This window comes from Nocardiopsis sp. CC223A (genome assembly GCF_030766825.1).
Taxonomy (GTDB): domain Bacteria; phylum Actinomycetota; class Actinomycetes; order Streptosporangiales; family Streptosporangiaceae; genus Nocardiopsis.
In genome coordinates this window covers 1-19183 of sequence record NZ_JASFDV010000023.1, presented here as the reverse complement: position 1 = coordinate 19183, position 19183 = coordinate 1, and the positions used below count along the sequence as shown (strand labels likewise).

Here is a 19183-nt window from a genome sequence, read left to right as displayed (position 1 = left end):
GTGCCGCCCACAGGGGTCGAGGCGCCTCGGGGTTGGCGGTCTGGGGGTGCGGGGGCGCCCGGGGTGTGTTGCAGCCGGTAGGTCAGTGGTAGACGCCGACGGCGGTCAGGTACAGAACGCACGCCGTCCCAGCGGCGCTCGCGCCGACCAGGAGCGCACCCGCAGGGGAGTGGCCGGCGCGGCGGGCAATGAGGGAGCCGACGGTGCCGATGTGCACGGCCACTGACACCGCCAGCAGCAGGGCGAGCACCTGGACGACGGACATGGGTTCCTCCCGGAGGGTGTGGGCCGCTCGTGCGGGCCGATCACCTGGAACGCTCCCTGTCCGGTGGGGTGTCCGTCATCGGTCACCGATCAATCCGGACAACCCGGTGGTGGGCTGCTGGTGGCGGCTCTACGCTGACGGTGTCCGGAAGTGCCGTTCCGGACACCGGACGGCGGAGCGGGGCGGCGGTGGACACGACACCGGACATCCACCATGACCTGGCCCGGGTCGGGGTGCTCAAGAAGGGCCTGCTGAGGGGCCAGCCCTCCAACCGATCTTTGGCCAGTACGGTGGGCACCTCGCCGACCACGATCGGGGAGTGGCTCCGGGGCAGGGCCCTGCCCCGAGAGCTGGGTCTGCTGCTGGAGATGCTGACCCTGGTCCGTGCCGAGGCAACCCACCGGAACCTGCTCGACACCCCAGCTGAAGTCGGCGCCGGGGAAACGGTCGGCGCGTTGTTGGACCCCGACCGCTGGCGCGCCTCCTGGGAGACCGAGCACGGTGAGCGGGTACGGGTCGGCCAAGAGGCAGCCGACCGTGAGCGCTCCCGAAGAGCCCTGGAGAACGCCGCGCGATCCTGGCCCGCCGCGCCGAAGGCCAGTCCCTGCGCACGATCGCCCGCAGGGTCGGGGTGAGCCTGGCCGTCGTGCACGGCGAGGTCAAGGCCGCCGAGAACGACCTCGATCCGGAGTGAGGGAACGGCCCCTGTCTCAGGTGGCGGGCCGGACCCGGTGGTGTTCGGCGACCGCGTCCATGGCCACGTTGAGTTCTACGCACCGGGCCGAGACCAAACTCAGCCCCTGGTCGGGGGCGCCGTAGAAGGTGGGTTGGGCCCGCAGACGGATCAGCTCCTGGGCGATCTCGGCGGCGGCCAGGGCGGCCGAGGCGTGCGCTTCCACGGGCGGGCTCTCATCGCTGGCGGTGTAGGGCGCGGCGCCCCCGCCCTCGTCGAGCAGCAGGACGGACAGGCGGTCGATGGTCCAGGACAACTCGTCCAGGGCCCGAGCCGTGTGGTCCTCGGGCAGTGGCCACCCCTGTGGGCGCACCGCCGCGAGGCGGTCGATGAACGCTCCGGGCGCCTCGTCGTCCTGGTTCCCGCGGATCAGGGCGTGCAACCACTGATGCAGGTGGCGGTGGGCGAGCGCGGCCAGAGCCACAGTGAGCATCTTCGGGTCGGGGTCGTCGGCGGCGGCCAGTTGCTGGGGTACCTGCACGCCGAGCGTCTCCAGCGCGGTGCGCAGTTGAGTCTCGTCAGGCAGCGGTGCGGGGTCGGTGCTCACGACTTCCATGCTGCCACTGGTCGGACAGGCGCACTGGGGGAACAGACCGAACGCTCAGGCTCCATTGCCCCTTTCAGGCTTACTTGGTGAGCGGCCGCTATTGCATCCGCCCCCCGCCGGGGACCGCCAGCGCGAGGTCGGCGCCCAGCACCGGGCCGAGCCCGGCCTCCCTACACGCGGTGATGTGCTCGGTGGCGCCGATGAGGGTGTCACGGTCGGTCAGGGACGCGAACGGCTGGCCGAGCCGTGCGGCCGCCTCGACCAGCCGCACGGGCGCGGCGGTGCCGTACCTGAGCGAGTAATGCGAGGCGACCCGCAGACCCAACGCCGCCACCCTCCCTCCGGTGCTGCGGCTCCGGGGAAGTACGCCGCGAAAATCGAACCTGTGTTCGGAGACTGTAGCGCTGTTCAAACTCGGGGGAAACCGCGCTGACCTGGACCGGAACCCCCACCGGGGTGCGGATCCCCGACACGGCAGGGGTTTTCGATCCCACCATGACGTCTGGAACACGCATGTGTTTTGTCGGTGGCGGCCTCTACAGTGCGTTCGCCAGGATTGTGTCCGCCCTCCTGCTCCTGCACGCGCCCGCCCCCAGCAGCCCGGGGCTCAGCTGTCGGACAAGCGGCCCCACCCCCGGCGCGCACAGGGCGCAGAGCCCTCACCAGGGCCGCTCGACGCCGCCACGCGGGCTGCCATAGCCTTCAGGGCGCTTTTTGACCACTGTTGCCCTGCCGCTGCGCCCTGCGGGCGGCCGGGCAACCCGTGACGCTAGCAAGGACCACCGTGACACCACCCCCACCCCCCGCACCCGTCCCTGCCCCGGCTTCCCGCCGCTCCCGGGCAGGGCGCGCCCTGCTGGTCAGCGGCGGGGCCGCCGCACTGGCGCTGGCCGTCATGATCGGCTGGGCCCTGGGCCGCGACGTCGCCGCCCCCGCAGCGCCGACCGACCGGGAAGCGCAGGCCTCTCCCACAGCGGCAGCGGAGTCCCCGCAGGAGCAGCTTTTCGGAGAGGTAAATGGGGGGTTCATCGTGCATGAGGGACGCCACCAGGTCGCCGGCCGCTACCCGGCCGGATTCCCCAACAGCCCCGAAGGCGCCGTGTCGGCGGCCGTCCACGAGATTCGGGCGATGGCCACCCTCGACCCCGCGGATCTCGTGGTGGCGAGCGGTGTGTACTACGGGCTGGACGTCACCGAACAGCAGCTCCAGGAGGAGTTCCTCCCGCAGCGGGCTCGGGAGATCGCGATGACGATGCCCTCAGGGGGAGCCTTCAACCCGAACTGGTTTCCCGCCTCCGGGGCCTTCTACCGGGTCGAACCGGTCGGAGTGGGGTGGGAGGAACTCGAAGACGGCACCGTGGCGGTAGCGGTGCTCTCCGAGGACGAGATCGGCGATGGGCTGGGACTGGCCTTCACCCGCACCTACATCCACGGGCGGCAGATGCGGTGGGATCCGGACCTGCGCGGCGGTGACTGGGTCGTGGACCTGGTCACCGACCCGATCTTCGAGGACTACTACGACTTCCGTCCCGAGGACTACGAGCTGTCCAACGGCTTGTGGACGCCGATCATCGCAGGCGGAACGTCGTACTGACCCAGAGGCCGCTGGCGCACGCGGGTGGGCCGGGGTGTGCAGGGCCCGCACGGCCTGGACCTGTGCCTGGTAGCGATCGCACGCGCCCGGGCGCGTCGCTCCTTGGCGCGGGCCGCCTCCAGTGCCTCCTGGGCGCGGCGCGCCTGCTGCTGTCCGTCGTGGGCAGCGCGGGTCAGGGTGTGGGTGTGCAGCAGGACATCGCGGCGCCCCGGCCCGCCTGGGGTCTCCGCTCCCGCCGTGGTCGTCATTCCCTCTGGTGCGGCGCCGGGCGATCTGCGCATCCTCCGGTTCGACGAGCCGGAGTTCACCACCGACCCCGTCGGGATGTTCGGCGATCGTCCCGGTGAGCACCGGGTGGTCCCGGTTCCCGGTGCGGTCGTGGCCTACGTCCACAACACCGATACGACCACCGTGTACGGGCTGATGGGCTGAGGTCATCGGGTGTGCCACAGGGGCACGGGGCGACCGGGCCGGGAGCGGCTGAAGGTAGGGGAGGGGAGGGTGGGCTTCACTCAGAAGGTGCTTCTGCTCTGCTGGGGACATGGATCTCAACAGTTCTTATGACCCCAGGCCAGGAGCGCCTTTCGTGTGTTCAAGGGGTTTACCCTCATGCCCCCGATGAAAACCCGATACCAAATTCTGACCCCCGGATGTGCAAAAAATGAGGCGACAATCGAAGAGGCCAACCAGACATCCTCCTTTCTAGCGCTTTCAGGGCCAACATCAGACCCCCCGAACAACCCTCATCGCGACTCGTTTACAAACCCCGAAAATCAAAACATAAATCCCATTGAAAACTTCCCCAACACCAGAAACAGATCTGTTGATTACTTAAGGGATGAGTGATTCTATTCCTAGGGGGCGCCTCCACCTCACTACGACTTTCGGGAGATGAACACTCGTGAAGAAACGTTTCACGGCGGCTATCGTTGCCGCTCTACTGATGGTGCCGGCCCTTGGCGCACCCGCCAATGCCGCCTTGACCTCCTCCTACGGTCCCAGCTACATCGGCTCCAACAGCGGGGGTGCCAACCTAAGAGGGTGCCCCTGGTTCACCTGCGCCTCGAACGCCTACATGCCCAACAACACTCCCGTCACGATGCAGTGCTGGATGGACGCACAGTACGTGAGTCCTCCGGACTCCGACTACGCCTCGGCTCGCTGGTTCCGCCTGGACACGGCCTGGGGGATCGGCTGGACGCACTCCTCGCTCGTGGAGAACCAGACCACGGTGGGGCACTGCTAAGCGTCAATCCAGAAGTTCTGCGTGCAATCTCGCCCGAGACGACCGGGGACGGCGCCTGTTCACAAAGATCCCGCCGGGTTTAGACCGAGGTTGGAAGGCCTTTCGACCACCCGGCGGGGTCGTGATCAGTTTGCGCTCGACCGGCGCGGGAGGAGGCCGCCGCCCCGATAGGGCTCTGCGCAAGCTCATAGCCGACCAGGCACTGGGGGGACACGGCGATAAGTGCTATTCACCCAAGACAGCCGGGTGCGATGGTATCCGACCATTCTCCTGGCTGGGCCTTGAAGCCCTGAATAAGTGGCTAGGCTGTTGTCAACGCAATGAAACGGGACGCCGCGCGGATCTGCGGTCCCAGGCGCCTCGTTTTACCGCCCCTGTAGAAGTACAGCGATGTCGGTCAGGGCCGCCGCGTACGCGGAGTCCCGGTGCTCACCGGCCGGCGACCTGCTGGCGTAGATGGTAGGCCGTGCCAGCGCCGAGGAACCTGCGAGTCATCAGCAGCGCCTCCGCGAGCGAGGCCTCAGGGACACCTGAGGCCACCACCCTGACCAGCTCACCATGGTTGACCCCGGCGTCCAGGCGGTGACGGACGGCCGCCTCGCACCGCCACCCCCGGAGCCCGGCGGCGTTGGCCTCGCGCGGCCCGGTGTGCCCCCACGCGAGGGCCAGCAGGGCCCCGGTGCGGGCCGGGGGCGATGCGGACGCCCACACCCGGGCCAGAGCGGGGTCGGTCTCCCTGGCGGCGTCCACGGCAGCGACCAGCAGAGGCACCAGGATCCGGATCCGGTCGTTCTCGTCAGCCTGGTCGGCGTCAACCAGGTGGCGGGCGGCGATGAGGTGGGCGCGGTAGCTCGCCTGCGGCCATACCTGCGGTGGGGGCGTCCACGCACCACCCCACCGGGTGCGCAGGATCGGCGCCGGGTCGGCAGCGGTCGGAATCTCAGCCGTCCACCGCACATGCAACCGGGCCAATTCCTCGGCGAGGGCACGGGGGCGAGTGGTGATCATGGATGTCAGTGTGCCACGCAGGCATTCCGGTGCGGCACGAGAGGACCTCAGCACGGTAGCGATTGCCCGGTGAGCCCGGGCGGTGTGGTTGCACGTCCCCTGGTGGAGGGCTCTTTGAGACCGAACCACGGAACTCCGCATTCCGGAGGCCGGGGAGGACGCGCTCCCGCGCCATCGCCATACCTGCTCGCCGCGTGGTGGCCTCTTCGGGCCAATCCTCTGACAGGTTGTCCCCGTCGGGTTACCGTGCCGGGGATGGAACCCCACCCCCGAGTGCAGGAGGCCCGGCATGGGACGGCACGGAGACCAGGACAAACCCGCCGACTCCGGTAGCGGCGGCAGCGCGGGCAGCGACGGCGCCGACCCCATGGGATCCGCGTCTGCGGGGCGGCGACTGGGTCGTGGAGGAGGCCAACGACCTGGCCTTCGCCGATTACTACGACTTCAACCCCGACGATTTCGATCTGTCCAACGGGTGGTGGAAGCCGCTCATCGCGGGCGGCACGTCGTACTGACCGGCACCGCCGCGGACGCCGAGGAGGCCGGGGCGCGTGCGTCATGGCCATGACCTCAACAGCACCCCGGCCCGGTCGCCGACCTACCTCCCCGACCTGCGGTACGCGGTAGGCGCCGGAGCGTCAGGTGGTTTCGGGGGCGGGATCGGCCGGGGCAGCTGGCACTCCTCTGCGATGTCCCGGTGGCGCCGTGGGCTGCTGTTGGCGGTGGCTGTAGATGAACGAGCCGACACCCACGGCGATACCGCTGCCCATCAGGCCGGCGGCCAACAGGTGTGCGTCGGTCAGCACCGCGGCGCCCAGCACCCCCAGGAACACCAGGGCGAGGATGAACGCCATCCACTGCCCGCGGGTGGCCCGCCGGTCCTCCAGCTCCATGGACTTCTCCGCCAGGCGCCGGTCCTCCATGTCCAGGACGTGGTCGTACTCCAAACGGCGCAGCTCGGCTCGCATGGCAAAGGGCGCCCCGTCCAGGGGAGATACGGCTGTGTTCGGCTCGGGGCCGCTCGGGGGCGCCTCAGAGCCGGGGTTGTTGGATGCGGAGTCCAGATCAGTCATGGCGTGCCCCGTCCCGCTCCCTGCTCCCTCGGGCGGCCTGTTCGTAGCTGCGCACCCGGTCCTGCTCCTCGAACCTGTGGTTCCGCTGGGTCCGCAGGAGCGCTAGGACCAGATCCTTGTTCTCTTCGATCTGCTTGTCCTGTCTGCGCGCCTCAAGGGATATGGCCAGAAAGAACAGGGCGGACACCAGGAAGGACGCCAGACCCAACCACATCAGCACGGTTGTGGTGTCGCCCGCTCGCGGGGATAGGTATCCGATCGCTACGGCGAAGGTGGCGCTCACGAAGACAACGGCCGACCCCAGGAGGACCCCGGTCGATCTGGGAATGCGCCGAAGGAGAGCGGCGCCGATACCCGATCTTGCGTGTTGCTCCTCCGTGGTCGGCACAGTCGACTCTCGGGCTGCGCCGGGAAGGTCCCCCATGCCCTCCTGGCGCAGCCAGGCGCGACGCTCGGCGATGACCGCTGCGCGTACATGCTCGGGCAGGGCGTTCCATTCCAGGTCGGGGTCCTGGGGTCGCGGGGTGCGGCGCGGCGGCGGCACGTAGGGGGACGTGCGCCCGGACAAATCGAGTACGGACGCGAAGGAGATCAGCACAGGGGACTCCAGCACACGGCAACGGGGGCAATCTACCCCGAGCCCTCACCGTGCAGGACCCGAACGGTTCAGGTAGGCGCGAGGCCGGTTGGGGTCCTGGTTCAGCAGGGGCGGTGGGTGCTGTCCCTTTCGGCCTCGCACAGCCGCCAGATGGGCAGCTCCACCAGCGCGCGCTGGCCCGCGGGCAGCGATGCGAGCCAGCGTTCATCGTCGGCGGCCTGCTCGTCGGAGACCTCGAAGTCGTCGTCCACGGCGTGCTCCTCCCGATGGTGTCGGTGCGGTGTGCGGCCGGTCAGGACCGCACCAGGTGAGGGCCATCGGTCGCGGTGATGAGGGCGGGCAGGTAGAACACCGTGGCCAGCACCGCCCACCCGATCCGGCTCGGCAGGTCCAGGCCGCGCAGGCCCGCCGCTTCGAACGCCGCGTACGTGAATCCCGCCAGGATGAGGACGATCAGGGCGGTGAGCCGCCGGCCCGGGGCGGTGGCATGGGACCGCCACCAGATGAGGCAGACCAGGATCAGCGGGTAGCCCACGGCCAGGCCGGCGCTCAGCAGGGGGTGCAGCATCCACCCACACAGGCCCGCTCCGGTCGCGGTGAACAGGGTCAGCGCCGCCGCGTTGACGGTGCGGGCCAGGGGGCCGCGCTCGGGGTGTACGGGGGCGGTGTCGGGAGGGGCCATGACCCCATCCTGGCGTTCACAGCGTGGCCCCGCAGGCGAACGCGGGCGCCGTCGCCGTGAACACCACCACCCGGTGCGCCGACACCCCATCCGGATCGGCCGCCGCGGGGACATCACACCGGGTCTGGCCTGAGGCCGGAAGCGACCATCCGTTGAGTTCCGCTCACCGACAGCGCTGTAGGTTGTCGACCGCACATCCGGCCTTTCCCCCTGTTTCGGGCGCGGGGTCGGGACGCGGGTGCGGTGAGGAGTGAGAGGCACAGGTGGAGAACGAGGAGTCGCGCAGCGCCGGCCGGGGTGTGCGGGAGGCGGTGGGCCTGGTCGGTGCCGGTCTGGTCGGCGGCGCACTGGTGCTCGCGGCCATCAACACGGTCCGCTTCCCCCCACGGGGGGAGGAGTTGACGACGCCCGACGGCAGCCTGTGGTGGGCGGCGGCCGTGGTCCTGGGCGTGATCGTGCTCGTGGTGGTGCGCCACGGTGCTGAGGAGGACGGGCCCGGTCCGGCCGTGCGCCTGGGCTGGCCCCGCACGGTGTTCCTGCTGGCGGCGGGGGCGTTGCTGGTGTACGCGGCCATCACCGCGTTCTCCACCGAGGTGTTCTCCTGGACGGCGGCCCCGCAGGAGTACCGCCCCGATCCGACCGGAGTGTCCCTGTGGGCGGTGACCCTGGCGATCGCCCTGGGCACCCTGCTGATGGCGGCAGCGGCCCGCCGACCAAAGCTGCGGCCCTGGCGCGGGTGTGTGCCGCCCCTGGCCGCGGGCCTGGCCCTAGTGGTGGTGTTCGAGCTCGGGCTGGGCGCGGCGGCGGTGCACCAGCCGACCGAGCACACGGTCGCCGACGCGTTCCCGCAGGCACCGGCCCCCGTCCCGGGTGATGTCACCCGCGTCGGTTGGCAGTGGACGGCGCCGCAGGGCCTGTCCGTCCAGGCGGTGGAGCCCGGGCCGTTCGGACCGCTGCTGGTGCTCCAGGACGGGGTCGTCGCCCTGGACGGCTCCTCCGGTTCGGAGTTGTGGAGCTACCGCCACCCCTACAACGCCGAGGTGCGGACGGTGGTCTCCGACGGTGGAACGCGGGCGGTCCTCACCCGGGAGCCCGCCGCCGACCGGTCGGGGGGTCACCACGTCACCGAGATCGACACCGCCACCGGGCGGATCCTGCGGGAGTTCACGGTGCCGCCGCTGGCGGCCGACGACGAGGACACCCGCGTCGCCGTCCTGGACGCCACCTCGCAGGTGCGCCTGGTCTCCCAGGACCAGGACGACAACGGGCCCCGGGTGGAGGTGCGCGCGGCGGACTCCAACGAACGGCTGTGGTCCCCCACCGTCCCCGAACCGCAAGGCCGCGCTTGCTCGAACTTCGGCTGGACATACGGCAAGAACCTGGTGCTGCACGAGGACCAGGTCCTCATCACCTACGTCTGCGCGGACCAGGATCGGCTCGATCCGGACACCACACTGTGGCTCCTGACCTATAACAGCGGTGCGGTGGTCACCAGGGTCGTCGCCGCGTTCGACGCGCGCACGGGCCAAGAGCGCTGGGTCCGGGAGTGGGAGGAGACGTACACCGACCTGGGCATCTCCGTGCACTCGCCGATCCCGGGCACCGACGCCCACCCTGTGGTCGTGGTGCGGGGCCACCGCCGCACCGACGCCCCCCGGGTCCTGGATGCACGCGACGGCACCGCCGCCGCGCAGCTACCGCCGGAGTCGATGGAATCGCCCACCGAGATGAACAGCGGTTTCGAGCACCTCGTACGAGCCGACTCCCAGGGCACGGTCCTGCTCTCCAGCGACACCTCTCCTCGGGAGGAGGGTGAGGGGTACGGGCCCTACCTGTTCCAGCGTGTCTCCGCATCGGGCGAGGTCACCGATACGGCCCAGATGGCATGGGGGACGGTCTACCTCGACGACCTGCCCTCGGCCGTCGCCCTGGCCGACGTCGTGGTCGTCCCGCACCTGGAGTACGAGGAGACGGGCACGGAACAGACCATCCCCACGATGGTCGTCGTCCCCTCCGGCGCCGCGCCGGATGAAGTGCGCTTCCTCCGGTTCAAGGAGCCGGAGTTCACCACCGACCCGAACGGCATATTCGGCGACCGTCCCGGTGAACACCGGGCGGTCCCGGTTCCCGGGGCGGTCGTGGCCTACGTCCACAACACCGACCCGGCCACTGTGTACGGGCTGGTGGGATGAGGCGCGCGGTGATCCCCCGGGGGGTGGGCCGGGACGTAGGTGTCATGGACACATGACCTCGGTGCCGCCCCGGCCCGCCCGCCAACCTACAGGCCCCGGGCCCGCCGTGCGGGACCGGTTCAGGGCGCACGCCCCGGCCGGTCGCCGCGCGGGCGGTGGGTGCTGTCCCTCTCGGCCTCGCACAGCCGCCAGATGAGCAGCTCCATCAGGGCGCGCCGCCCGGGTGGGAGCGAGGCGAGCCAGGCCTCGTCGTCGGCGGCCTGCTCGTCGGAGACCTCACCATCATCGTCCACGGCCGGACCCCTCTCGCGGGCGCCGGTGGCCTGCGCGACGTCTGCTCACGGCCGCGCCGGACGGGGGAATCGGCAGCGGTGATGACCGCGGGCAGGTAAAAGGGTTCTGGCACTGATCTTGTGGTGTGGTAACAGCACGTCACGGGCCGGGATTCGAGAGCCCGGGTGTGACGAGGGGCGAACGGAGTTCCTGCGCGTCCCAGGACTACAGGCCTCATAACCCTTCGCGATCGGTCCACAAGATCAGTGCCAGAACCGGTAAAAGACCGTGGCCAGGACCGCCCACCCGATCCGGCCCGCCGGCTCTAGTTCGCGCAGGCCAGCCGCCCCGAAGGCCGCGTATGCGAACCCGGCGAGGATGAGGACGATCAGGGCGGTGAGCCGCCACCGGCCCGGGGTCGTGGTATGGCGGGACCGCCACCAGATCAGGCCGACCACTAGGAGCGGGTAGCCGACCGCCAGGGTGGCCCCCAGCACGGGGTGCAGCATCCAGATGCACAGGCTCATACCGGTGGCGGTGAACAGGGTCAGCGCGAAGGCGTTGAGGGCGCGCGCGAGGGGGCCGCGCCCCGCCGGAGCGGGCGCGGTGCCGTACGGGGTCATGGTCCCACCCTGGCGGGTCGTGGCCCGGCCCGCAGGGGAAAACGGGTGATGCGTTTTGCCCGACCAGGGACGAAAGCCCTGGACAGGTGACCGAATCTGGTCATTATGCATGTGCAGATGCACGTGCATTATCAGGGTTCGGCGCGGTAGGTTCCGTGTGCCGGTCCTGCTCACCCGTGCGGTGCGCCCCGGGTCGGCGGGCGGGAAGGTCCTGTCCGCCGGGTGAGGAGGAACCGTGCGCATCCCCGGTGGAGGCCACCGCCCCGGCGGCGAGGGTGGCCAGCGGCCGCGGTGGTGGCTGTGGCACTTGGCCGCTGATGCTGCCCGGGCGGTGCTGGCGCTGGTCCGGGCAGCCCTGTGGCTGTGGCGCCAGGGAGAGGAGGGGCCCACCGGCCAGTAATCGGCTGGCCGGTGAACCCCACGGGGGAGGACCCGCGTGTGCGTCCAGAACGGGTGCGGGTCCTCCCCTTCCAGGGTAGGGGCCGCCCGCGCCGCCGGGGGCGGATCAGCCGGTACGGGCGCGGATCGTCGTGGTGCCCCACAGGGCCCAGAGCACGGTGGTGGGGACGGCGGCCAGGACCGTCCACACCAGGCGGGCCGACCTGCGCTGTTCGCACAGGACCACCAGCTCGAAACGGTCGTAGCCGTGGTCGGCGCGGCCGTGGGCGTTGACCCATGCGTCGGGTTGGGTATCGCCCTCGCTGGTGAACTGCGCCGACGGGGCCGCGCCGAGCAGGGGGGCGCACACGATGCGGCCGCCGTCGCGGTCCTGGCCCGGTGGGGGCGCCAGCAGCAGGAATGCCATCACACAGCTGCCCACCAGGGCGCCGCCCACCATCCACCCGCGCATCACAGCGCCCCCTCTGTTCAGGTCGATCGCCCACGGTAGCGGTGGGCTCCGGGGTTGCGATGGTCGGGGTACGGGGTCCCGGTAGGGTCATCGCGGACATACCCCCCGTCGTGACCGGAAAGGCCCTTCATGGCGACCGAGGCCCCGCCCAGGCCCGCACACCAGCCGCCCGCCCCGTTCAACGAACGCCTCCAGCCGAGCCTGTACGTCGTGGTCGCGGGGGTGTTCTTCCTGCCGGTGGTGCCGGTGGCGGTGGCCGCGGCGGTGCTGGTGCCCTGGTTCGCGTCCCGGCACGGCCGCATCGTCAACGGCGCCGTGTGGCTGGACGCACCGCTGGCGGAGGTGCTGCCCGCCTGGGGGCTGTGGGCCGGGGGCATCGCGGGCGTCTTCGTGGTCGCCCTGGCGTGGGGGGTCGCCGTGCACCTGCTCGCCGAGGCGTTGGGAGGCCGCCCGGTCCGCCTGCGCCGGGCCCTGGCCCGGTCCCTGGCGCGGTCCCCGCTGACCCTGGCCGCCGCCGCGGCGACCGCCGGTGTGCTGTTCGCGGCGGATGCGGCCCTTGTGGCGGTCTACGACCAGGCCCACCCGGCGGTGCGCTTCGGTGTGGGCGCCGCCCTGTTCGCGTCCCTGACCCCGCTGTGGCTGCCCCTGGCGGGGGTCCACGCCCAGGAGCGACCGTTGGCGTTCCTGGCCGGGTTGCGCGGGCGGGGGCTGCTCACCGGTTCCGGTGGCGCCGGCCGGTGGGGGGCGGTGTCGGCGGTGGTGGGGTGCGCGGCCGTCACCGCCTACCTGGGGTCGGTGATCACCACGGAGAACTCCCTGATCCCCACTCTGACCACAGCACTTGTGGGGCTTTGCGTCGCGGCTTTGGCCTTGACCCTGGCCGCCACCGGTGAGGGGCCGGCCCCCGACCAGCGGCCCCGCCGCCCCTATCTGGCCGCAGGCATGGCCATGGTCGTCGTCGTGGGGCTGGCCGCCCCGGCCCGCATATACCAGCACCTGGTCACCGACGGCCCGTGGCCGATCCTGCGCTATGACGTGGACGCGGTGCAACCGTGGGACCGGGCCGAGACCGCCCCGCAGCCGATCCTGCTGGCCGAGAACGGCGCGTCGGTGATCCTGGGCAGCCGCGAGGTGCTGTGCGCAGAGGGGGCCCAGTGCGTGGACCTGGAGATGTCCCCCGACGATGTCGGCGCACTGTTGACGGTCACCGGCATGGCGGGCGGCGCGGTGCGCACGGTGCACGCCTCGACGGAGGTGTGGAGACCTCGGGGCACCATCGTGCTGCACGACCAGTGCCTGGACGCCACCGACTGCGCATCGGGGACGTGGACGATCGAGCCGCCGACCGACCCCGACGGGCAGTGGGACGCACCCGAGACGGACCCCGAAGAGCAGGCCACGACCGTTCACCCGTCCCGGTACATGGCGGCCTGGGGTGGGGCGGCCGGTGGCCGCCACCTGGTGGTGACAGCCACCCCGTCCGTCGGCTACGACGATACCCTGCTGACCCTGTCCAGTTGCAGCACCGACCGGTGCCGCGCGCAGAACTCCACCCTGCTGGTCCGCGAACCCGGGAACGCCTTCGCTTCCACGGGCGGATCCGCACGCACCTCCCCGGCACTGATCAGCGCCACCGCCACCGACCAGGGCGTACCGAGAGTGAGCGTCCACCACCCCGACACCGGCGCGCTCACCCTGTACGCCTGCCACGACGTGGAGTGCACCGATTTCACCGCCACCGAGCTGATCCCGCCGTCCGGTGTGCCGCGGATCATGGAGTGGGACCGCGAACGCTACACCGGTGCGACGGTGCGGATCCGCCCCGACGGCACCCCCGTCATCGTCCACCTGGACACCGGTGACGGGTCCGTGCGGCTCATCGACTGCGCCGACGCGGTGTGCGCCGAGCACGACACCTCCCAGGTGGTGGGCCCGGGGTGGCAGCGCACCGCGCCCGCGCTGGCCCTGGACTCGGCCGGGCTGCCCCAGATCGCGACCTTCGACCCGGCCACCCGGGAGGTCCTCTACCTGGCGTGCGCGGACGAGCGCTGCCGGGACTACGACCGCACCGCGGTAGGTGTCTACGACCACACGCCGGGGTGGGTCGACCTGGCGTTGGACGGCGCCGACCGCCCGCACCTGGTGTGGCACCGCTTCGCCGACGACGGGGGCGGCGGGGAGCACACCTTTGAGCTGGTGCGGTGCGCCACCGCGCACTGCGTCCCCTGACGTCAGCCGAGGTTGACCGCGTACAGGCGCGGCCGGGTGCAGCGCACCCCCGGCGCGTGCGGTTCGGCCTCCAGCGAGACCACCCCGTCGGGGGCGCACGCCAGCGCCACCGCCATGTCGCCCCGATGGTCGGGGGTGACGCCGATACGGGTCAGGCCGATCGTGCCCAGCCCGGCGGGCCCCAACCGGCCGCTGCTCGCCTCCACAGCGGTGGCGGGCCCGCCGTCCACCGCATCGGTGAACACCCAGCTGTCCCTGCGCAGCAGGTCACCGGCCATCTCCTCGGGGGTGCCGGGCCGGTGGTCCCACAACACCTGGCCGGTGGACAGCTCCAACGCCTGGTAGGTGCCCTCGACGTCGGGGCAGTGCTCCAGGACGAGGATGTCGCCGTCGATGGCCACCAGGTCGCCGGTGCACGGCGGCCGCGGCACGATACCGGACACGGCTCCGTCGGTGGCGTCGACCTGTACGAACCCGTCGCCGTAGCGCAGCACGACGCGGTCGGTGTCGGCGTACAGCGACCACAGCCCCGAGTGCAGGAAGTCCGCATCCGGGTGCTCGCGCAGGTCGGTGGTCCACCGCACCCGGCCGGTGTCGGCGTCGATCATGCGCACCAGCGCGTTCTCGGCGTAGAACACGCCGCCCTCGCCGGCTTCCACCGCCTGGAAGGTCCTCAAGTTGTCGTAGTGCTGCGCGCCGGTGTCGACGTGGTACATCAGCAGGTCCCCGGTGAGCCGGTACTCGCCCTCCAGCGGCAGGGACCAGCGCACCTGGCCGGTGTCCTCGCACTCTGGCGCCCGCTCCTCGCCCGCAGCGCACAGCAGGTGCTCATCCGGGCTGATCGCGGAGACGGACGGTGCGTACCCGTCTTGGCGTAGGCGGTCGGCTGCGGGGTCGGTGGCGGGCTCGGCCGGGCCGGGGGTGAGGGTGCAGGCGCTCACGGCCAGCACGGTGATGGCCGCTGCGGCCGCAGCCGCGATCCGGGGGAGGGGAGTGGGCATGCACCGCAATCTAGCGAAGCCCTCACGCCCGCGGCGGTGGCGGCCGCCCGGGGCCGCGGTGGTCAAAGAGAGCTACGTGTCGGGTGGCGGCAGCTATACGAGGTCAGGGCCGTAGTGGTGGGAGTAGGAGTCGCGCAACTGGTAGCGCACCCGCTCGGCCACCGCCTTGTCGGTGGCCATAAGCTCCCGCGCCAGCTTGCGCAGTGTTCCGGCCCCGCCGGGCACCGCGCGGGAAAGATCACCTCGGCCACCGTCCCCTCCGGGCGGGCCAGGGAGACGTCCACCATCCGCCGCAGGATCCCCTTCTTGCCCGGCACCCCGGTCATCACCCCCACCAGCTCCTTCTCCACCCGCTTCTCCGCGCGGGCGTTGATCTGGTGGATGAGGCGGATGAGCAGCTCCACCAGGGAGTCGATCAGCTCGGCCTGTCGGGTCCAGCACAGCGCGGCCAGCAGGGTGTAGCGCACCGGCTCGGGGCAGTCGGCCAGGTCGGAGGCGTACATGCGCGCCGCACGGGACCGCCAGGCGGACACCGTCTTGTCCGACACGTCAGCGAACAGCTCATCCGGCAGCCCCAGCGCCTTGACGGTGGTGAGCTTGCCGACCTCGGCCAGCAGCGTCTCCAGCCCCAGCGGCCCCGGGGGCGGCCTTGAGCGCGCCGAGCACCCCCGGCGCCTGGAGGACTTCGCGCTCCAACCGATCGCACACCGCGGCGCCCAGCCGCTGGAGGACGCGGGCGGTGAACGCCGCCTCGAAGCGGCGCACCCCCGAGGCCACGACGCGCTCGATCTGGCCGGGCCGGGTCGGCTCGATCGACAGGGTGCGGCAGCGCCTCACCAGCGCGGCGGCCAGGTGCTCCTCGTCGTCTTCCGAGGCCGGGCGGGAGCCGTAGGTGTCGCGGATCTGCTTGCGGTGGTGCTCGATGGTCCGGTTCGTCCACGAGTACTTCGCGAACAGGCCCGGATCGATGTTGACCTGGTCGGCGACGTAGTCGACAGCCAGGGCCGGGATCTCCTCTGCGCAGGTGGGGATGCGGCCCTCGATCTGGAAGAACTTCAGCAGCAGCGCGAACCAGAGCCGGGTGGCGCCGGTCTTGTTGCCCACGAGCTTGCGGTCCTCACCGTCCAGCTTCCACTGGTCTTCGAGTTCCTCGACGGTCCACTGGGTACGCATGCCCGCTCCGCGCTGCTATCGGGTTCTGTGCTGGCATCGCACAGACTGCCGGGGAGCGTCCGGGTTACTGGCTGGTTCGCACGAGCTGTGACCTCCCGGCCGCTCTGACCGTCCCCGGTCGCTACTTGGCGGCTCGCCGTAGCTTCAGGAGTGGCAGGCCGACGAGGAAGGCGGCGCCGACCAGGTGTGCAGGGTCCACGGGGGTTCCGGTACGGCCGCAGCGGTAGGCGAGTATTCGGGGGTCGAGGAGGATCGCCGAAGAAATTCCCGTTAGCGAGGAGCGGCGGCTGACAGCATGGGCTCACCGGACGTGAAGGGCGTGGGCCCCGCCTCCCAGGTTGCTCGTCGCTCCTCAACGACGTCGTATGTGGCGGCGGCACGATGAGTGCCGCCGCCACATATCAGAGCTGGATGGTCTCCGCAGGGGAAGGCAGACGGCTCTGGATCAGCAGGCTCAGCCGCCTCCTGCCAGCGTCGCCGCTGAATCCCGAGGCGACCGAGCCCACCCGCCAGAAGTCAGCGCCCGAGCGGGTCGTCAGCTGGCCGTCATTGTCAACGGACTCGCCTTCCAGGGTGGGCAGTTCCTTCATCACCTCGGCGTAGCCTTCCGGCTGTCCCAGCCGTCCGCCGTTGCTCCTGACGACCTCGACCACCTGCGGCAGCACGCGGTGCAGCGCCACGGCCCCGCTCCCCTTCTGCAGGACGTAGTCCTCCTGACCTTCTTCGAAGGGCTCGGGCATGACCTGCTTGATGCCGATCCAGTAGGCGTTGATGACGACTGCGATCGTTGCGGCGTCTGCGCGCTTGAACGAGGGCATGTCAAGCACCGGCTTGAGAGACCGTGCGAACTGCGGCTTCGGGATGGTCACCCCATCACCTTTGGTCTTGCGCCGATTCGCTTCCTGGAACCTGCCCCGCCACGGGCCGTCGAGCTTCTCCAGTTCGTCCACGACGGCGTAGGCGCGAGTGACCCAGTCCTTGTCTTCCGCCGCGAGCATTTCCCTGAGCTCGGGGTCGTCCTCGGCCATCTTGGTCAGCAACTGCCACGCGAGGTCGGTCTTGACGGGGACAGCGTTCGTGTTGACCTCGTAGAACTCGCGCATCTCCTGACCCTGGTCGAGCCCCAGCGTAAGGCTGATGGGCACCGGGAAGTCCTCGTACCCCTCCCGATCCCCCAGAAGCTGGTTCAGCCCACCTACCCGGTGCTGGCCATCGTAGATCCACAGCTCCAAGTCGTCGGTGAACTCGATGCGCCCGGTGCCGATCCAGTTTCCGTTCTCCAGGACCGCGTTTTCGTATCCGGCCTGGTCCTCGTCCACCAGCACGACGGCCCGATCCTCGTTCATGTCCTGCTTGCGGACGTTGACGAGCAGCGGGTTCGGCATCCGGCCCTTCTTCTCGTCGTAGTACGTGGCGGCCTTGCGGACACGAGACGTCACGGGCGCACGCTGGTATCCGGTGTTGGTGTCCGGATCGAAGATGTCGATCTTCTGATGATTCGACACGGTGATGGCGTCGGTGAACGCCTGCAGCATGATCGTGCCTCGCTGCACACACAGTGCCCCTGCGATCTGAACCGTCGCCTTGTCTTGCTTCGCCATCCTCTTCCCAGCCTTTCCGCCGAAGGAGTAGTCACCGTCAGATCTAAACGCTAGATCTTCTATTCAGATCTGTCAAGCAGATCTGATATGTGCTCGCTGGGGCCGTCGAGGCCTCTCACAAACGACCGGTTGTGAGAGCTCCGTGAGGGGGCCGGTGCGCGCCCGGTTTGACCAGGTGATCGTTCGCAGAACTCCTCTCAGAACTCCGGTGTTCTGCAAAGGGGTTCTGCGAGACTCTTGATCATGGAGTCGACACCGGATCAGGCCGCGAGCGCGGTCGAGCGCCACGACTGCCCCAAGTGCGGGGCCCTGGCGGGGAGCGCGTGCCGTACCCGCGGCGGCAAGACCGCGACCAGGTACCACACCGCCCGCTTCGTCCTCGTGCCCGGCCTGCGCGAGGAACTCGAGGTCGGCGTTCCCGAGGACCGGGGCCCCGGCAAGCCGTGGAAGCCGGGGCCGACGCTCGAGCAGGCGCCCGTGGCCGAGGCTTCCGGGGCGCCGATCCGGATCGGCTACGCCCGCTGCTCCACCGCCCAGCAGGAACTCGCCAGCCAGCTCGAGGCCCTGGAGGCGGCGCACTGCAAGCTGATCTTCTCCGAGAAGATCAGCACCCGCGTCAAGGTCCGCCCCGAACTCGGGGCCGCCCTGGCCCTGGCGCGCGACATTAAGCAGGCCGCCCCCGACCAGCCGGTGATCCTGACCGTCCACGAGCTCAAGCGCTTGGCCCGCAACGCCGCCGAGCTGATGGCGCTCTCCGCCCGACTCCAGACCGACGGTGTCCAGCTCGAACTCCTCACCGGGCCGCTCACCGGCGTCTACGACCCCAACGGCATGGGCTCGATGCTCTTCGCCGTCCTGGCCGTGGCCGCCCAACTGGATCGCAACTACATCCGCGAGAAGACCCTCGAGGGGCAGGCCACCGCCGCGGCCAAGGGCAACCACGGAGGCCGCCCCAAGGTCTTCGACGACGACATGCTCCTCTTCGCCCGCGCCCTGAAGGACAAGGGTGTCCCTGTCCCTGAGATCGCGCAGAAGCTGACCATCAAGACCGGCAAGAACGCCGGGAAGCACCCCTCGGTGGCCTCGGTCTACCGTGCTTTGGCCGAGGCCACCGAGTAGGTCCGGTCCCTCACAAGCCGTCAACCCTGACGGTTCCTGTGACGACGCAGGTGCCGGTAAAGCCGACGGTCACGCCACCACGCCAGTCGATCGGCCGACTCCTGTGGAAAGACCGACTGAACAGCGGCGATGAGGAGGACGAGGGCGAAGCAGCCGAAAGCCGCTGCAGTAAGCCACCAAGGTGCGCCGGCTAGGGCTGAAACCACCCCGGTCAGACCGGTAACAGCGCCGGATGGCATCAGGGAACGGCTTACGGAGTGCATACGAGGTCTCTCTTCCATAGGGCCTACGAGACATCCGGAGCTTCCCGGGTGCCTGTGCCCAGTTCAGCGGAACAAGAGGGACCTGTAGTACTCAGCTTGAACTCGTGATGTCT

General features: G+C 70.2%; 24 protein-coding genes. 9 read left to right on the top strand and 15 right to left on the bottom strand.

All coding sequences use genetic code 11. The annotated features are described in order from the left end of the window. Window positions 1-82: 82 nt before the first annotated feature. Window positions 83-265, bottom strand: coding sequence for a hypothetical protein (locus tag QJS33_RS11855; protein ID WP_306367980.1), 183 nt, complete (start codon window positions 263-265; stop codon window positions 83-85). A 188-nt stretch (window positions 266-453) separates the two neighbouring features. Between QJS33_RS11855 and QJS33_RS11850 the strand changes: the two genes are divergently transcribed. Together QJS33_RS11850 and QJS33_RS31400 are read left to right on the top strand one after the other, a co-directional pair. Then, complete coding sequence (locus tag QJS33_RS11850; RefSeq protein WP_306367979.1) at window positions 454-900, top strand: hypothetical protein; 447 nt, start codon at window positions 454-456, stop codon at window positions 898-900. Next, complete coding sequence (locus QJS33_RS31400) at window positions 870-959, top strand: hypothetical protein (RefSeq protein ID WP_372339644.1); 90 nt, start codon at window positions 870-872, stop codon at window positions 957-959. Before QJS33_RS11850 ends, QJS33_RS31400 begins: the two co-directional genes overlap by 31 nt. Before the next feature lie 16 nt (window positions 960-975). On the opposite strand, the gene QJS33_RS11845 is transcribed toward QJS33_RS31400, so the two are convergent. Continuing rightward, a complete protein-coding gene (locus QJS33_RS11845) occupies window positions 976-1545 on the bottom strand; it encodes a hypothetical protein (protein ID WP_306367978.1) in 570 nt (189 codons plus the stop codon). 97 nt (window positions 1546-1642) lie between these two features. Next, window positions 1643-1879 carry a PHP domain-containing protein gene (locus QJS33_RS11840; RefSeq protein ID WP_306367977.1) on the bottom strand — a complete coding sequence of 79 codons (237 nt, stop codon included), beginning with the start codon at window positions 1877-1879 and terminating at the stop codon, window positions 1643-1645. Window positions 1880-2329: 450 nt separating this feature from the next. On the opposite strand from QJS33_RS11840, the gene QJS33_RS11835 reads away from it, so the two are divergent. The 3 genes from QJS33_RS11835 to QJS33_RS11825 all read left to right on the top strand — a co-directional run bounded on the left by QJS33_RS11835 (window position 2330) and on the right by QJS33_RS11825 (window position 4385). Then, on the top strand, window positions 2330-3139 hold the full coding sequence (locus tag QJS33_RS11835) for a hypothetical protein (protein ID WP_306367976.1): 810 nt from the start codon (window positions 2330-2332) through the stop codon (window positions 3137-3139). A gap of 237 nt (window positions 3140-3376) precedes the next feature. Next, the gene (locus QJS33_RS11830) at window positions 3377-3571 is read left to right on the top strand and encodes a hypothetical protein (RefSeq protein WP_306367975.1); all 195 of its coding nucleotides are present in this window, start codon (window positions 3377-3379) and stop codon (window positions 3569-3571) included. A gap of 547 nt (window positions 3572-4118) precedes the next feature. Further along, window positions 4119-4385, top strand: coding sequence for a hypothetical protein (locus QJS33_RS11825; protein ID WP_306367974.1), 267 nt, complete (start codon window positions 4119-4121; stop codon window positions 4383-4385). A gap of 429 nt (window positions 4386-4814) precedes the next feature. On the opposite strand, the gene QJS33_RS11820 is transcribed toward QJS33_RS11825, so the two are convergent. The 5 genes from QJS33_RS11820 to QJS33_RS11800 all read right to left on the bottom strand — a co-directional run bounded on the left by QJS33_RS11820 (window position 4815) and on the right by QJS33_RS11800 (window position 7746). Then, the gene (locus QJS33_RS11820; protein ID WP_306367973.1) at window positions 4815-5393 is read right to left on the bottom strand and encodes a hypothetical protein; all 579 of its coding nucleotides are present in this window, start codon (window positions 5391-5393) and stop codon (window positions 4815-4817) included. A 638-nt stretch (window positions 5394-6031) separates the two neighbouring features. After that, window positions 6032-6361, bottom strand: a complete 330-nt coding sequence (locus tag QJS33_RS11815) for a hypothetical protein (protein ID WP_306367972.1) — start codon at window positions 6359-6361, stop codon at window positions 6032-6034. Between the two features lie 97 nt (window positions 6362-6458). Further along, window positions 6459-7064 carry a hypothetical protein gene (locus tag QJS33_RS11810; protein WP_306367971.1) on the bottom strand — a complete coding sequence of 202 codons (606 nt, stop codon included), beginning with the start codon at window positions 7062-7064 and terminating at the stop codon, window positions 6459-6461. 101 nt (window positions 7065-7165) lie between these two features. Next, window positions 7166-7315 carry a hypothetical protein gene (locus tag QJS33_RS11805; protein ID WP_306367970.1) on the bottom strand — a complete coding sequence of 50 codons (150 nt, stop codon included), beginning with the start codon at window positions 7313-7315 and terminating at the stop codon, window positions 7166-7168. A 41-nt stretch (window positions 7316-7356) separates the two neighbouring features. After that, window positions 7357-7746 carry a hypothetical protein gene (locus tag QJS33_RS11800; RefSeq protein WP_306367969.1) on the bottom strand — a complete coding sequence of 130 codons (390 nt, stop codon included), beginning with the start codon at window positions 7744-7746 and terminating at the stop codon, window positions 7357-7359. Window positions 7747-8009: 263 nt separating this feature from the next. Between QJS33_RS11800 and QJS33_RS11795 the strand changes: the two genes are divergently transcribed. After that, window positions 8010-9938, top strand: a complete 1929-nt coding sequence (locus QJS33_RS11795) for a tripartite tricarboxylate transporter TctB family protein (protein ID WP_306367968.1) — start codon at window positions 8010-8012, stop codon at window positions 9936-9938. Window positions 9939-10057: 119 nt separating this feature from the next. On the opposite strand, the gene QJS33_RS11790 is transcribed toward QJS33_RS11795, so the two are convergent. Together QJS33_RS11790 and QJS33_RS11785 are read right to left on the bottom strand one after the other, a co-directional pair. Continuing rightward, window positions 10058-10231 (bottom strand): hypothetical protein, encoded by a 174-nt coding sequence (locus QJS33_RS11790; RefSeq protein WP_306367967.1) that lies wholly within the window; start codon window positions 10229-10231, stop codon window positions 10058-10060. Between the two features lie 243 nt (window positions 10232-10474). Further along, the gene (locus tag QJS33_RS11785; RefSeq protein WP_306367966.1) at window positions 10475-10834 is read right to left on the bottom strand and encodes a hypothetical protein; all 360 of its coding nucleotides are present in this window, start codon (window positions 10832-10834) and stop codon (window positions 10475-10477) included. 235 nt (window positions 10835-11069) lie between these two features. Here QJS33_RS11785 and QJS33_RS11780 point away from each other — a divergent pair, with 235 nt between their 5' ends. Then, window positions 11070-11234: a hypothetical protein gene (locus QJS33_RS11780; RefSeq protein WP_306367965.1), complete on the top strand. Its 165-nt coding sequence runs from the start codon at window positions 11070-11072 to the stop codon at window positions 11232-11234. Between the two features lie 105 nt (window positions 11235-11339). Here QJS33_RS11780 and QJS33_RS11775 read toward each other — a convergent pair whose 3' ends face one another. Continuing rightward, a complete protein-coding gene (locus tag QJS33_RS11775; RefSeq protein ID WP_306367964.1) occupies window positions 11340-11684 on the bottom strand; it encodes a hypothetical protein in 345 nt (114 codons plus the stop codon). Window positions 11685-11813: 129 nt separating this feature from the next. On the opposite strand from QJS33_RS11775, the gene QJS33_RS11770 reads away from it, so the two are divergent. Continuing rightward, window positions 11814-13913, top strand: a complete 2100-nt coding sequence (locus QJS33_RS11770; protein WP_306367963.1) for a hypothetical protein — start codon at window positions 11814-11816, stop codon at window positions 13911-13913. Between the two features lie 2 nt (window positions 13914-13915). On the opposite strand, the gene QJS33_RS11765 is transcribed toward QJS33_RS11770, so the two are convergent. The 4 genes from QJS33_RS11765 to QJS33_RS11750 form a co-directional block, all read right to left on the bottom strand. After that, window positions 13916-14914 carry a PQQ-binding-like beta-propeller repeat protein gene (locus QJS33_RS11765; RefSeq protein WP_306367962.1) on the bottom strand — a complete coding sequence of 333 codons (999 nt, stop codon included), beginning with the start codon at window positions 14912-14914 and terminating at the stop codon, window positions 13916-13918. 62 nt (window positions 14915-14976) lie between these two features. Further along, a complete protein-coding gene (locus QJS33_RS11760; protein WP_306367961.1) occupies window positions 14977-15462 on the bottom strand; it encodes a hypothetical protein in 486 nt (161 codons plus the stop codon). A 13-nt stretch (window positions 15463-15475) separates the two neighbouring features. Next, complete coding sequence (locus tag QJS33_RS11755; RefSeq protein WP_306367960.1) at window positions 15476-16087, bottom strand: DUF4158 domain-containing protein; 612 nt, start codon at window positions 16085-16087, stop codon at window positions 15476-15478. A 401-nt stretch (window positions 16088-16488) separates the two neighbouring features. Continuing rightward, window positions 16489-17688, bottom strand: a complete 1200-nt coding sequence (locus tag QJS33_RS11750; RefSeq protein WP_306367959.1) for a DGQHR domain-containing protein — start codon at window positions 17686-17688, stop codon at window positions 16489-16491. 243 nt (window positions 17689-17931) lie between these two features. Between QJS33_RS11750 and QJS33_RS11745 the strand changes: the two genes are divergently transcribed. After that, on the top strand, window positions 17932-18807 hold the full coding sequence (locus QJS33_RS11745; RefSeq protein ID WP_306367958.1) for a recombinase family protein: 876 nt from the start codon (window positions 17932-17934) through the stop codon (window positions 18805-18807). Window positions 18808-19183: the final 376 nt, after the last annotated feature.